Consider the following 12,581-nt stretch of genomic DNA (forward strand, 5'->3'; position numbering starts at 1 on the left):
AATGAACAATGACCGGCCGCGACCTGTTCATCCCGGTGAGATTCTTAGAGAGGATTTCCTGCCGGACTATGGGCTGACACCTGGTGCGCTTGCCAAGGCGCTGCTTATTCCTCGTGATCGCATGGAAAAGATCGTGCGGGAGCAGCGTGACATCACGGCCGATACGGCTTTGCGTCTTGGGCGCTATTTCGGAACGTCGGCGCAGTTCTGGGTCAACCTTCAGTCCAATTACGATCTGTTGGTCGCCGAGAACAAGTTTCATGATGCGATCGACCAAATCGTGCCGTTGGAGGCAGCTGCGTGAGATAGCGAATGCGGCGTGACGGTGCTGCTTTGACGTCATTGCGGGCCGCCCCATCTATTGAAATATATCTCGCGCACGCCGCGCTTCATGGTGACTGGATCGCGGCTGATCTGAATGATGATCGGCACGACGTAGCGAACGAACTCGACAAGCTCTGTTTTGCTGAGGCCCAAGCCTGCCTGCATCGTTGCCATGGCGAGGCGCTCATAAGCGCCATGTGGATTGTCGGCATGGAGAGTAGACATGGATCCTGGATGGCCGGTATTGACGGCCTGAAGGAAGGAATAGGCTTCCGCACCGCGGATTTCGCCCATGAAGATCCGGTCTGGACGAAGGCGCAGCGCGGCTTCGAGGCAGTCCTGGATCGTGGTTTTCGCACGGCCCTGGCCGCCCTTTGATGCCACGAGCGCCAGATAGTTCGGCTGTGGCGGCTTCAGTTCGCGCGTGTCTTCGATGGAGATGAGCCTTTCCCATTCTGGAATGTCCTTCAGAAGACCGTTGAAGAAGGTGGTCTTCCCGCTCGACGTCCCTCCGGAGATCAACATCGTGACCCGGTTCTCAACGGCGTAGCGCAGCCAGGCCCTTCGACCTTGCGGGGAGGGGTCCTTCAGCCCCTCGACAAGATCCTGATCAAGGGTGCTCGTGTCCTCATCGACCATTTTCGGACCGGAGACCCGCACATGATCGAGGCCGCCCAGTGCCACGTAATCGTCGATCGACATATCGCGGATCACCTGCTTGCGGATGGCAAAAGCCCCGCCGGCGGTGGCAACAGGCGAAAGCACCCCCTGAAACCGTTCCCCATTTGGCATGGCAGCCGAAAGCAGAGGCGTTTCCTCATTCACGCTCTGTTGCGTTGAGCCTGCGACCTGTTGAGCAAGTCCTCGAATGGCACGGGTATCGAGCCCTGGCACCTCGTGGCGCAGCATGCGAGCTTGATCGATGCGCTCGACCCAAATCTCGCCGGGCCTGTTACACATGATCTCGATGACGGCCGGGTCTTCAAGCCAGGCCCGAAGAGGGGTCGCAGCCTGGCGCAGGTAGACCGGAAGGCCGTCCCAAAGGGAGCGGTCAATGACCGGCGGCACGCTGGCGACGAAGTTCATTGACAGCCTCTTTGACAGGATCGGGGTAAAGCGAGGAGAAGTCGAGATCACGTCGAACGAAGACCATGATCTGACTTCCCTGATCGACACGGACCGTCGGCGGGATCTTGATGGAATCCGCAAGCGCCGTGTTCGCCATGTCGGCCATGGTCTGCGAGATCGTCTGCTGTGCCTGCGTCTGCGCGCTAGTGCCAGATGACGACGCGGTCGAGCTGGTCCCATTCGCGTTCAGCCCGGCAACGAAGGACGAAACGCCACCGACGATGCTGAGAACGGCCGATGCTCCAAAACGTTCGAGGTAATGTTTGTCGACTACACCGGTCACACCTGAGCGACCGAGATCATCAGTTCCGTAGGAGCCGAGCGCAACGGAGGTCCCATCCGAGCGTAGCGCACGTGTCCAGACGATGAGGATCCGGCTCTGGCCGCGGGCAATACCGCTCCGGTATTCGCCAACCAGCAACGTACCCTTTGGAAGCAGGATGCGCCTGCCATCGAAGGAATAGACATCGGTCGAGGTGACGGCACGAACCATACCCGGAAGATCAGATTGGATCGCCGTTTCTAGAACACCGCGAATGAGCGTTCCTTGTGCAATCAGCGCGTCGATCCGGTCATTGCGGGTCGCCTTGACGGTCTCGATGTTTTGGGACGATACCGAGGCGACAAATTTGCGGTTTGGATCTTCATCGGCAGCAGAGCTCTGTGACGAAGGGCTGTTGGCGGCTCCGGCCATGTTTGAAGCGGTTGCGCTCATAGCGCCCTGATCGACAACAATCATATTCGATTGAAGCCTTGCAAGGCGCAATTCTTCCTCGCGTTTGCGGCGTGCCACCTCCTCTGCCGCTCGTCGCGCCGCGTCCTCATCGATCATGGGTGGAGCCTGAATGACGATCGGGGCGGGTGGCGGCACCTGGACAGGTGGGGGCGGGGTCATGACCAGCTTGTTTTCCGGCGGCCCCGGCGGGCTCATCGGGTCGAGATCAAGATTGACGGACTTGCTCGCTGTCTTGAACTCTTCGTGATCCTGCTTGTCGCGCTTCTTCGGCTGCAAGTACGAGACATAGCCGGCATAGGCGAGAACGACCAAGGCGGCAGAGGCGAGCAGGATCGGGATCAGCTTTCCGGTCTTGGGCGATTGCGTTCGCGCCACCGTCTCGGTGATGCGGGACTCTTCTTCAAAATCAATGGTCATTTTGCGCTCCCACCATCTGCGGCGCATCAGCGATCTTGATGGCGTTTGATGCTTCATGTTTCAGGTTGAAGACGCAGGTGGCGATATCGCCGTTTCGAAGGGTCCATTGGCGCGCGACCTTGTCGACGACGACGTAATCGCCTTCGCGCCGGAAATTGACGAGTGTTTCCGAGCCATCCGATTTGACGGCGAAGAAGGCGGGGACTTCGCCTGAAAACTGGAAAAACGTCTTCTTTCCGTCGTCAAACATCGAGGTTGGACGGTTTTCGACGGCGCCCTTATAGCCATAATCGTAGTTGAGCCGGCCAGGGTTGGCCAAAGCGTCTCGAACGTTGGGCATCGCCGCGTATTGTCTGGCCTGCGCCAAGAGCTTCGCATCGCCGACATCTTCCGGATAGGCGAAACGGAGCTTGATGACCGCCTGTTTCGTATTGCCTGGCTTTGCCCCATTCAGCACGAAATTATAGACCCGCTTGGTAGTCACGACATTCATGTTGGTCTGGGCATCGGGCTGAAGCGGCTTGATGAAGAGGAACTGCTTCGACTGATCTGGTACTGCCTGCCATGCCACGCTATCGCCCATGGCGACGGTTGCGATCTTCTCGTCTTCGTTGAAGACAATCATGGTCGAAACGCCCATCATCCCGGCGAGATAGATGATATTATCCTTCTGGAACGGGACGGTTCGGATCCGCTGGTCGGTCGGCACAGCCCGCGGCGTGCTTTCGGCGCGGACGGTTGTCACAAGCGCCGATGCGAGGACCACGCTGAGGAAGAGGGAACGGATTAACGCGTTCACTTGCCGTCCTCCTTCGTCACCGTTTCCTGATCACGGCGATATTCGGTCACTTGGAAACCGAGCGGATTATCGAAGCGCCAGTCGTTGCGCATCGGTTCGGACGTGTAGCGGAATCGGACATTTGCGACCCAGTGTTCGGTTATTGAGGGGCCGCTCGCGCTGACGCGCGTCGTCGAAAATCGGACGGCGGCGGTTTTCTCGTTCAGGAAAATCACGCTTTTGACGGCCACCGTGACCGTCGTATCCGAACCATAGATCTTGACCGGGTTTTGCGGGTTGGCGCCGGAAAAGGTGAAGGCGAGATTGTCTGCTGCCTTGCCGGTCGAATAGAGGGAGGCTAGGTCGTAATTGTCGCGCAGTCCCTTCGGATCATAGGTCTCACGGGTGCGAATGAACCTGACGATATTGGCGCGTGTGACCGCTTCGTTCTGAGTGAGATCGCCGGCTTCCGAGAGTGGTCGGCTTGCTTCGACAAAGCCGGTCGTCTTATCGACCTCAAGCACGACGACATCGAAATTCTTGAGCGGCACGAGTGCCCAGAGCAGACCGAGTGCGGCGAGAAGCGCCATGGCAAGGACGACGGCGAGGGTACGCCAGACGTTGCGCGAAGCAGCAGTCCATCGATAGACGGACGCCTCCCACCGTTCGCCTTGGTGGTAATAATCGGCATCAACCACGGTTGATGCGGGAGGGCGTGCCTCCGCACCGCTGATATCAGTCATGGAAAAGCTTCCCTCGAATATTGAGCTTCGGATTATTTGCGGCTGTTGAGCGTTGCGGCGCGCACTTGGGCTGCGGCGGCATCGCCATCCCCGATCGTTGCTGATGGGCGTTGCGGTCGGTTTTGGAAGATCTTTCGGCTTCCCCAAAGCAGCCCTTTCGCAGTGGTCAAACCGGCGAGTTGGGCGGCGCTCAACGCGCTTTGCCCGGTTGCGTCGATGCGCGGCGCGCCACCGGCGATGCCTGCCGCTAGTCCCACCAGTTCCTTGAGAAGATATGCGGTGGCTGCGCACATGAAGCAGAAGGCGCCGAGCGTAGAGAAGACCGCTGATCCGCTTTTCATGTCGTCTATGGTGGTGCTGAGGATCGTCGTCATGAGGCCGAGCACCGTATAGACAAGGATGGGCAGGAGCGCGTAGGCGGCAAGTGTCCGCACCCATCCATCGACCACGACGGATGTGAGATTGAAGAGGGCGGCGCATAGGATCATGGGGCCGATGGCAAGCAGGATGAACATGGTCATCTTGCCAATGATAAGAATGACGGCTCCAACGGCACAGATGATGATTGCGAAGATCATCACGACGAGAGCGGCAAGAAAGAATTGTGGGGCGGTGACACCGCCTTTTGCGGCGATTGCTTTTGCGCCCGCCACGGCGGCGGTCCAGATATCCTTGAGACCTGAGCCCATCGAGGCGCTGTCATTACCGCAATTGGCGCCGCCGGATGCCTTACAAACAATTGTCGCCACAGCTTGTGGCGCCTTGAGCAGCGGTTCGGCTATCAGCGGGGAATAGGCCGACCAAGAGACAATCAGCGTGTAGCAGATAAAGGCGCGTCCAAACCTCCACACGAATTCGCCAGCGGTCATCGGTGCGCGCCCAAAGAGCATCTCATAGCCCCACCAGATGACGTAGAGTGTGAGCGCCGAGATAAAGATTGGCCCGAGATAGGCGGCCAGCTGCTGATAAATGCCTTGAACCGCCGTCAATCCGAGCGCATCGACCTTGGCAAGCATGTCGATGATGAACTGGCCGGAGGCGTTCGCGAGTTCGTCCATGGTGATCCTCAAAACATGCTGACTCCGCTCTGGCGAACGAGCGGGCCGCAAGAGACGGAGGAGGCGAAGGCGGACGAGGAAAAGAGCGAGGTCATTGCACTCTCGGGTGTGGCGCAGGGCGCACGCAGGTCCTTATGGCCGGCGCAGCCGGAAAACACAGTCAGCGCCATCGAGACACAGAAGACGGTCAACAGCTTCAACATTCGCTCACCCTTACTTCATGAATTCGGCAAGCGCGGCCTCAGCGGCGAGCTGACGCATCTGTTCTGTATTCATCGCGGCGTTACCGGCATTTACCGCACCGACCAGCTCGTTCACGGTCTGGGCGGTTTGCGTCTGGACTTGCGAATTCTGATCGATCGATCCCTTGATGTCAGGCGCTGTCCCGATCTGCATCTGGACACCTTGGAATGCTGAACTGCGCTGTTGCACAGCGGCCTGCGTTCCAGAGACCGTTGCGGTCAAAGCCGTCGCTGTGTTGACCAGCTGCTGATAGGATTTGTCCGCGCGCGTAAAGTCCGAGCTTGAGGTGGCACCAGAGATGGTTCTCACGAGATTGAGACCGTTCAGGATTGCAGCGGCGTTGTTGCCGAACTGTCCTAGATTGCCCCAGACCATCTGGCCGTTGAGCAGGGTCGAAAAGTCGGGCGCATTGCCGAGCGAAAACCCGGAACCGAGTGCGGTGCTGGCAATCTCGGCGGTCGAACGATTGCCTGTAACGGCGGCCAGCGTCTTGTTGACGGTTTGCAGGATATCGCTGTTCGAGCTCATGATCTGAGCCGTGTTGCTCGCGGTCTCTTTCGCCTGTGACAGTGTTGCTTCGTCAATCACCGGCACCTGAGCTTGAGTTGTAGACGATGCAAACAGGAAGGCGGCCGTTAGGCGAGAGAGGATGTTCATAGCATGCATTATTTCGCCTTTCAGTTCAGTTCTGGCCGCGCATAAAATCGGAAAGCGCACTTTCGCCAGCGGCCTGATCGAGCAGCTTCTGATTGCGAATGGCGTTTCTGGTGTTCACGGCCTCGATCGCCTGGTTCCAAACCTGTGCTGCCGACAGACGCGCGACCGTGTTCTGGTCGAATGCCCCCTGCTGGGTGGATGAAGCGCCGATGGTTGTTGATTGTGCCCTTAGCGCTGACTGGTTTGCAGCGATTGCGGAGGCGACGGCCGCAAGAGAATTGAGCACCTGACCCGCGTTCTCAGTTTTGACGGCCGCGATACTGCCGACGACGGCGGCGATGATTTGAAACTCGCTTCCCGCAATCGTAGTGCCGCTGAATGTCGCTCCGAAAACGCTCTGACCTGCGACAACCGATATTCCAGCCGTGTCATGACTGCTGGTCACAGATAGCGTCACGCCGCGCGACGGAGACACGCTCGCCTGCTTGAAGGTCCGCGCACGGGTCATGCAAACGCGCGTCCGGGTTTCCGTATCGGTGCGCGCAGCATCGTTGACAGGAACCTGAGCAACGGCGGGAGCGACTGCTATGACAGTTACGAGAAGGAGAGCCAGAGACGTCGTCACTTTGGTGATCATAGGTCTGCCTCCACTTTCCAGCCACAGAAGAAGGGGAGCCACTTGGCGGGCTCTTCGCCATAGATGGCGCGAACGCGCTCGCATTCGGCCACGGTTTCCGCGCGACCCGACAGAACCTTGATAAGGTCCGGCATGGAAGACAGATCGAGCTTGGCGATCACGCTGTCATGGTCGTGCTTGACGAGGAACTGCCGGCTCGTTGAGGAGGTCGACTTGATCCATTCGAACTCGGTTTCGGAAAGCCCGAAGCGCTCGACATAGCTTTCGCGATCAGCCTTCGGGTTTGGGAAGAAGATGTTGGTGGGGCTCTGTTCCAGCAGCGTATGGGCAATCTTCGCCGTCACCACATCGCGGGGCGACTGCGTGCCGAGACCAATAATGCCGTTCTTCTTGCGGATCGTCTTCAGCTGGTCATTGAGGAATGCGCCGGCCTTCTCGTCGCCAAGAACCTTCCAGCCTTCGTCGATGAACATCATCATCGGGCGAAACCCGTCGAGCATTCCTCCAATGCGAAAGAAGATATAGGCAAGTGCGGCCGTGCGGATATCGGGGTCGTCGAGGATCGATGTCAGATCAAAGCCAAAGATGCCCTTCTCGCCATCCCAAAGGTCTTCGTCGTTGTCGAAGAGCCAGCCATGGGCATCGCACCAGACCTCGAAGCGGCTGGCAAGGTCATCGTGGCCGGCGACTTCTGCGCCGCGCAGCAATTGGATCACATCGCGAAACCGTCGCTCACGGATCGGTACGCTGAAGATGCGCTCGACCGCGGAAGCGAGGATTTTCTCTTGCTCTGCACCGAGCTTGTCGCCCACGGTGCGTGGCCGAACGAGAAAGGCGAGAAGCTCGAACAGGAATGCCCGCGCCTCCGGTGTATCCTCGAGCTGGAGCGGATTGAAGCCGGTTGGGACACCAGGTCGCAATACTTCATATTGCCCGCCGCAGGCGCGGACGAAGATTTCGGCACCACGATCCTTGTCGAAGATCGCGAAACGCGGCTGCGGTCGAACCCGCATGGCTTGCGCGAAAAGGAAAAGGAGCCCTGCGGTCTTGCCTGATCCGGTCGGTCCGGTGACGATGAAGTTGCCGACTTCGCCCTTATGGAAATTGAAATAATACGGCGTGAGCGATGTCGTCTGCAGCAGCGAAATCGCCGGTCCCCATCGATTTCCGTTCGGTTTTCCGAGTGCGAAGTTGTGAAACGACGCCATGCCGCAGAAATTGCGTGATGAAATCAACGCGCGGCGCGCGATATAGGGGAAGTTGCCAGGAAGCTGAGCCCAGAAGGCAGGTTCCGCATTCAGGTCTTCGCGCACCACCACAAGCCCGCTGTCCTGAAGCTCCTTGGTGACGGCTTGCGTGCAGGCCTCCGTCTCCTTGATGGAGTTGCCGAGCGCCATGACGGTCAGATGATGATAGCCCATCACGGCGCGACCATTGACCAATTCATCCTTGGCCGTGTTGATGGCGGCTTCCAGGCTCGTGCCGCGTTCGTCGGACACGCTGATCTGCCGCTCAACACGATCCATTTCGGATAGTATCGGCGCGCGGTCCTGGAGGGCAAAGCTTTGGCTGAGGATGAATTCGCCGGGGACCTTTAAAAGACCATCGAGCATGCCAGCCGCCGTATAGGGCGTATATTCGCGGATCGACAGCATGGTGCCGAAACGGCATTCGGCGTCATTCGTGCCTCGCAGTTCCAGCATGCGTCGCCCAAAGGTGATCCGGCGTTGCGGGATATAGGTGTCGAGTGGCATGCGAGGGAGAAGCATGTTTGCCGCCACGCCCCCATTGACGAGCTGTGCCAGAAACTCGATGGGCTCTGAAAACACCGACCCTTCGCGTGAGACCGTCTTGAGGACACGGGCACCATAGCGATCAAAGCCTTTGACGATATTGGCGACATGATCGCGAAGCTCCTGGCGTGCTTCAAGCTCCAAGGCTTTTTCCGAGATACCGCTCACCTTGCGGAACTTCGAAAACAGCGTATCCGCCAGACCAACCTTGCCCTGATAGCCACGACGGATCACGGTCAGGCAGAGCGCGTTGCTGTACATTCGCGCGTCGCCGAGGCTTTGCATGTAGCGCTCATTCAATTGCCGGCAGAACTCGACGTCGAAGTTTCCTTCGATCTTTGGTGGGATGCGACGGCGCACGATATGAGAATAGACGGCGAAGCGGCTATCGGCCAAAGCACGCAGTAGGGTGTTGCGGCTCGCCGCCTCCATATCGATATCGTCTTGATCGGCGGTTTGGTGGCAGAAACCGTCGATCTTGATGATCGACAGAAACATCCCATCCTTGGTGCGTAGTGTCTCTTCATCGACATGACGCGTGTAAGGCACATGATGTGACACAGCCTTTTCCCGGCCCATCTGGCTAGCAAAACGCATGTCTTGTCGCACGGCGCGCTGCATCATCAATTCCTTACGGTTGGTAGGAGTTGCCGCCCCAGAAGTGGCGGTTCCGGGTGAGGGGGCATTTGGCGATCCGCACCCTGAAGATTGATGCCATGTGCGGGTCGCGGATCGTCATCGTGAAGGCGATCGCATGGAAGGGCAGAAAGAGCAGGAAGGCCCCGAGGTTTTTCGTGTTGAGGAAGATCATCACGACAAGCATCAGCTCGCCGACGAAGAGGCCGATCGGCACCCCCCACATCATGCGGGGGCGTGTCAGGCCAATGACGAGCGGAGCGACCACGGGCTGCGAGATATCAGCCATCAGCCGCTTAATCCTGCCGACATGGATTGCACGAGTTGCGCGCCGCCAAAAATGAAGGCGATGCCAACGATGATCGAGAAGCACCAGGCCCATGGGATCCGGCTGGTAAGCGCCATGTAACCGACGGCAGCACAAGCAATCGTCGCGGCGGTCGTTGCAAACGTGCCCGTCATGAATTGCAGAAGCGTCGTGAAGACATTGTTGATCGGCTGAAACACATCCCCGGCTGCATGGGCGAGGCCACATTGGCATGCAACAGTTGCGGCAATCAGCAGGCCTTTTCCGGATAGCGACATCGCACTTTTGATCTTTAGGTTTGTGGTGGTCATCATCTTGGATATCTCTCCTTACTGCTGGACATAGAGAACCGAGCCGCCAAGCCAGGTATTGGACCCGTTCTTTGCGGTCGTCGGTTCAGCTGGTGCGTTCATTGGAATAGGTGCGTCTGCAGACGTCACGGCGGTCACGATCTGGACGGCGGCAGGGGCGATTTTGACTTCTGCCCGCCCGCCACGGTTTCGGCCAGCATCGACGACGGACCCGAATCCGAAATAGGTATTGGTGACGAGAGCGGTGTAGTTGACCGTTTCTGCGATCGCTGGGATGCCACCAGCGCTGATCACACGAGTTTCGCCCGCGTTATACGCTGCGGCAACCAGCATGACCTGGCCGTGGAAGCGTTGCGTGAGGTCTTTGATATAGGCGACACCACCGCGAATATTGTCTTCCGCGTCGCAGACATCTTTGACGTCATATCGATCAGCAGTTGCGGGCATCAATTGCATGACGCCCCTCGCGCCCGCAGGCGAATTCGTCTTGGCGCCGTCGGCGGATTCCTGTTCCGCAATAGCCAGAGCGAGCCTGACGTCAGCGCCTTGCCGCTCAGCTTCCTGAGCAATCAGTGCCCGGATTTGTTCTCGGGGGAGGGCGCCGTCCTTGCAAAGGCTTGGTGTAGAAGCCCTTTCCTGCGGTAGAGCTGGGGCCGCCAAGGTCCAGAGACCGCATGCTGTGACTGCAAAAGCGCTTTTGGAAAATGATCTGGGCACGGTCGCGTTGAACTCTCATCGGCACTTGAATGCACTTATATATGTGCATATAAGGCCGTCTATCGGTTTCGCGAATGGACTGTCAACAATGATAAGTACAACCCACAGGAATGTTTCCACTGTCGTCGTGGCGATCTCCATCGCGGCGCTGTCGCTGGGAAAAGGCCAGGCTGAAGCCGCAGGCTCCGATTGGGGGTGTGAGGTGCTTCTTTGTGCGGCATCCGAAAATCCGAGCTGGCACGGCGTGCCCTATTGTTTCCCGCCGATGCGCAAGCTGATCGCCGCTATGGCGACGCCCTTCTTCTCCTGGCCGATCTGCGTTGGAGCGGGCACTGGGGCGCCCGGTCACGAGCCCTATGATGATTGCCCCTCGGGCTTTACACCGACACGTTCCAGCGACGGTTCGGATGGGCGACAACCGTCAGATTATGATCGGTGCTTTCGAAGGGTCGATACCGGGCTCATATGCCATAGCCCACGTGGCGGCATTGTCGATTGCAGCCAGGTTGAGATCGTGGACAGGCCGCAGCGCGCAAAGCCTTACTTTTTCGACATCCGGCAGCTGTCGGGAGAGATGCGACGCTTCTGGTTCGATCTTCATGACTGAGCGTGGAGCGAACGCAGATAAAAGGGACAAGAGGGATGCCTGAGCACCGTGTGATCGTTTACGACACGATCAAGATGAAGCCGCCAAAGCCTACGGATCCGCGCTTATGGGGCGGCCTCATCCTGCTGTGTGGCTTCCTTCTTTTCCAGACCTGGGCGAGCATTGAGTTTCAGTCGGTCATGAGGGCGCCTTATGCCAACGTCCCATATACGGTCCTGATCAGCGTTCTCTTCGGTCTAACTTGCTTGGTCGAGATTGCCGCGGTGCTGGCCATTCTTTTCGTGGTCCTTGCCGGCATCTTTCTCGTTGGCCGCGCCGTGTTCCACTTTCTGTCCAGAATCTATCACGTGGTGTTTCGTCGATGAAGAAATCCATTCTGACCTATTGGGCCGCACTGGCGGTCGGTTGTTCGCTCGCCTTTGCCGCATTTGGGGGAGACGTCGCTACGCAGGGATATGTCTTTAGTTTGAAGCTGACCACCGCCGACGCTCGCTATGATCCGGACGGCATTTGGTCGGATGCCGATCTCAATGGCGTCCGGGAAGCCGGCATAGTGCCCAAGATCTATACCGCCAGGATCACGACACCCTCTGGAGAATGGATACTCAGCCAACTGGCGGGTCTCTGCAATATGCAGGGCATGTGCGACACGGTGCTCGCGAAAATCAGGCCCGGCAATTCGCTGACGGTCTACGCTAACCCACAAGTATCCCAAGGCGGCAAAGCAGAGCTCTCCCTCAACTACAAGAAGCTGACGACCGAGGAAATCGACGAGAACGGTCACCCCTTCAAAGGCTCCTACAATCTGGCTCCCCTTAAATGACCTCCCTGAAATTCAAAACCCGACATTTCATCGCCCCGCGACGAAAAGACTTGGCCGCCAACCTTGGCCTGTCCCTGGCGTTCGTCGCAATGACGGCCTTCGCTGGGGAATCGGCCGTTGCGATGATCAATGCGGGCATGGCGGCAGAATGTGCTGAATATGCTTCCAATGTCTCGAGCAGCGAGGGGAATTTCGGGTCGACTTCGCCTGTGGTCAATGGGACGACCTGCTATGGTGCTTTCCAGTTCTGCGATAGCGGAACTTTGCAAGCATACTGGAGCGGCAGCCCTTCCGAGTTCCTGGCAAGCCCCTCCGCCCAGATCAACGCTTGGGTCAAATTGCAGAAGAATGAATGGGCTTCGGCGCAACGGCTCGGGATGTCCGGTCTGGTCGGGCAGCAGGTTTGTTATCTCGGGACCTGCGCAACGATCACACAATCCTCAGTACTCAAGGCCTGTCAATTCGGGTGCCAAGGAACACGGTCCAAACTCTATCAGCTCATGAAGTCGGGTCTTGATTGCAACGCACCTGGCACCACCGATGGCGCAGGCACGAGTGTCTGCAAATACCTTGTCTCTGGCGCGGGGTACAATGTCGGCTGCATCACCAACAGTAATGACGGGATCGATTGTTCGCCGGTCAGCGCTGCAGCGCGTCCAGAGTAGA

The 12,581-nt window shown here is 58.2% G+C and carries 17 protein-coding genes; 5 read left to right on the forward strand and 12 right to left on the reverse strand.

The window, feature by feature from the left end:
• Position 1: 1 nt before the first annotated feature.
• Positions 2–304 carry a HigA family addiction module antitoxin gene (locus LQK84_RS18380; RefSeq protein WP_230830190.1) on the forward strand — a complete coding sequence of 101 codons (303 nt, stop codon included), beginning with the start codon at positions 2–4 and terminating at the stop codon, positions 302–304.
• Between the two features lie 35 nt (positions 305–339).
• Here the strand turns inward: LQK84_RS18380 and virB11 are convergent, their stop codons facing one another.
• The 12 genes from virB11 to LQK84_RS18440 all read right to left on the reverse strand — a co-directional run bounded on the left by virB11 (position 340) and on the right by LQK84_RS18440 (position 10,485).
• Positions 340–1,410, reverse strand: a complete 1,071-nt coding sequence (gene virB11 / locus LQK84_RS18385) for a P-type DNA transfer ATPase VirB11 (RefSeq protein ID WP_230830191.1) — start codon at positions 1,408–1,410, stop codon at positions 340–342.
• Positions 1,376–2,605 (reverse strand): type IV secretion system protein VirB10, encoded by a 1,230-nt coding sequence (gene virB10, locus LQK84_RS18390; protein WP_230830192.1) that lies wholly within the window; start codon positions 2,603–2,605, stop codon positions 1,376–1,378. Before virB10 ends, virB11 begins: the two co-directional genes overlap by 35 nt.
• Positions 2,595–3,404, reverse strand: a complete 810-nt coding sequence (locus LQK84_RS18395) for a TrbG/VirB9 family P-type conjugative transfer protein (RefSeq protein ID WP_230830193.1) — start codon at positions 3,402–3,404, stop codon at positions 2,595–2,597. The genes virB10 and LQK84_RS18395 overlap by 11 nt, the downstream gene beginning before the upstream one ends.
• On the reverse strand, positions 3,401–4,126 hold the full coding sequence (locus tag LQK84_RS18400; protein WP_230830194.1) for a virB8 family protein: 726 nt from the start codon (positions 4,124–4,126) through the stop codon (positions 3,401–3,403). The genes LQK84_RS18395 and LQK84_RS18400 overlap by 4 nt, the downstream gene beginning before the upstream one ends.
• A 32-nt stretch (positions 4,127–4,158) precedes the next feature.
• Complete coding sequence (locus tag LQK84_RS18405; RefSeq protein ID WP_230830195.1) at positions 4,159–5,184, reverse strand: type IV secretion system protein; 1,026 nt, start codon at positions 5,182–5,184, stop codon at positions 4,159–4,161.
• An 8-nt stretch (positions 5,185–5,192) separates the two neighbouring features.
• Positions 5,193–5,387, reverse strand: a complete 195-nt coding sequence (locus tag LQK84_RS18410; RefSeq protein WP_230830196.1) for a hypothetical protein — start codon at positions 5,385–5,387, stop codon at positions 5,193–5,195.
• Positions 5,388–5,397: 10 nt separating this feature from the next.
• Positions 5,398–6,084: a type IV secretion system protein gene (locus LQK84_RS18415; protein WP_230830197.1), complete on the reverse strand. Its 687-nt coding sequence runs from the start codon at positions 6,082–6,084 to the stop codon at positions 5,398–5,400.
• Positions 6,085–6,109: 25 nt separating this feature from the next.
• Positions 6,110–6,721: a hypothetical protein gene (locus tag LQK84_RS18420; RefSeq protein ID WP_230830198.1), complete on the reverse strand. Its 612-nt coding sequence runs from the start codon at positions 6,719–6,721 to the stop codon at positions 6,110–6,112.
• Positions 6,718–9,075 (reverse strand): VirB4 family type IV secretion/conjugal transfer ATPase, encoded by a 2,358-nt coding sequence (locus LQK84_RS18425; RefSeq protein WP_330166423.1) that lies wholly within the window; start codon positions 9,073–9,075, stop codon positions 6,718–6,720. Before LQK84_RS18425 ends, LQK84_RS18420 begins: the two co-directional genes overlap by 4 nt.
• Before the next feature lie 70 nt (positions 9,076–9,145).
• Positions 9,146–9,439 carry a type IV secretion system protein VirB3 gene (locus LQK84_RS18430; protein ID WP_230830199.1) on the reverse strand — a complete coding sequence of 98 codons (294 nt, stop codon included), beginning with the start codon at positions 9,437–9,439 and terminating at the stop codon, positions 9,146–9,148.
• Positions 9,439–9,771 carry a TrbC/VirB2 family protein gene (locus LQK84_RS18435; protein ID WP_230830200.1) on the reverse strand — a complete coding sequence of 111 codons (333 nt, stop codon included), beginning with the start codon at positions 9,769–9,771 and terminating at the stop codon, positions 9,439–9,441. Before LQK84_RS18435 ends, LQK84_RS18430 begins: the two co-directional genes overlap by 1 nt.
• A gap of 15 nt (positions 9,772–9,786) precedes the next feature.
• Positions 9,787–10,485: a lytic transglycosylase domain-containing protein gene (locus LQK84_RS18440; RefSeq protein WP_230830201.1), complete on the reverse strand. Its 699-nt coding sequence runs from the start codon at positions 10,483–10,485 to the stop codon at positions 9,787–9,789.
• Between LQK84_RS18440 and LQK84_RS18445 the strand changes: the two genes are divergently transcribed.
• From LQK84_RS18445 to LQK84_RS18460, 4 genes are read left to right on the forward strand one after another with little or no spacing between them, the layout of a single operon-like run.
• Positions 10,448–11,092 carry a hypothetical protein gene (locus tag LQK84_RS18445; RefSeq protein WP_230830266.1) on the forward strand — a complete coding sequence of 215 codons (645 nt, stop codon included), beginning with the start codon at positions 10,448–10,450 and terminating at the stop codon, positions 11,090–11,092. The two genes, LQK84_RS18440 and LQK84_RS18445, sit on opposite strands and share 38 nt — an antisense overlap.
• A gap of 35 nt (positions 11,093–11,127) precedes the next feature.
• Complete coding sequence (locus LQK84_RS18450) at positions 11,128–11,457, forward strand: hypothetical protein (RefSeq protein WP_230830202.1); 330 nt, start codon at positions 11,128–11,130, stop codon at positions 11,455–11,457.
• Entirely contained in the window at positions 11,454–11,915 is a 462-nt protein-coding gene (locus LQK84_RS18455; RefSeq protein ID WP_230830203.1) for a hypothetical protein, read from the forward strand. Before LQK84_RS18450 ends, LQK84_RS18455 begins: the two co-directional genes overlap by 4 nt.
• Positions 11,912–12,580, forward strand: a complete 669-nt coding sequence (locus tag LQK84_RS18460) for an acyltransferase (RefSeq protein WP_230830204.1) — start codon at positions 11,912–11,914, stop codon at positions 12,578–12,580. Before LQK84_RS18455 ends, LQK84_RS18460 begins: the two co-directional genes overlap by 4 nt.
• Position 12,581: the final 1 nt, after the last annotated feature.

It is taken from the genome of Rhizobium sp. C4, from assembly GCF_021026315.1.
Lineage (GTDB): Bacteria > Pseudomonadota > Alphaproteobacteria > Rhizobiales > Rhizobiaceae > Ensifer_A.

Coding starts and splice junctions, on each gene's coding strand:
- LQK84_RS18380 (WP_230830190.1), top strand. CDS start 2: ATGAACAATGACCGGCCGCGACCTGTTCATCCCGGTGAGATTCTTAGA.
- virB11 (WP_230830191.1), bottom strand. CDS start 1,410: ATGAACTTCGTCGCCAGCGTGCCGCCGGTCATTGACCGCTCCCTTTGG.
- virB10 (WP_230830192.1), bottom strand. CDS start 2,605: ATGACCATTGATTTTGAAGAAGAGTCCCGCATCACCGAGACGGTGGCG.
- LQK84_RS18400 (WP_230830194.1), bottom strand. CDS start 4,126: ATGACTGATATCAGCGGTGCGGAGGCACGCCCTCCCGCATCAACCGTG.
- LQK84_RS18405 (WP_230830195.1), bottom strand. CDS start 5,184: ATGGACGAACTCGCGAACGCCTCCGGCCAGTTCATCATCGACATGCTT.
- LQK84_RS18410 (WP_230830196.1), bottom strand. CDS start 5,387: ATGTTGAAGCTGTTGACCGTCTTCTGTGTCTCGATGGCGCTGACTGTG.
- LQK84_RS18415 (WP_230830197.1), bottom strand. CDS start 6,084: ATGAACATCCTCTCTCGCCTAACGGCCGCCTTCCTGTTTGCATCGTCT.
- LQK84_RS18420 (WP_230830198.1), bottom strand. CDS start 6,721: ATGATCACCAAAGTGACGACGTCTCTGGCTCTCCTTCTCGTAACTGTC.
- LQK84_RS18430 (WP_230830199.1), bottom strand. CDS start 9,439: ATGGCTGATATCTCGCAGCCCGTGGTCGCTCCGCTCGTCATTGGCCTG.
- LQK84_RS18435 (WP_230830200.1), bottom strand. CDS start 9,771: ATGATGACCACCACAAACCTAAAGATCAAAAGTGCGATGTCGCTATCC.
- LQK84_RS18450 (WP_230830202.1), top strand. CDS start 11,128: ATGCCTGAGCACCGTGTGATCGTTTACGACACGATCAAGATGAAGCCG.
- LQK84_RS18455 (WP_230830203.1), top strand. CDS start 11,454: ATGAAGAAATCCATTCTGACCTATTGGGCCGCACTGGCGGTCGGTTGT.
- LQK84_RS18460 (WP_230830204.1), top strand. CDS start 11,912: ATGACCTCCCTGAAATTCAAAACCCGACATTTCATCGCCCCGCGACGA.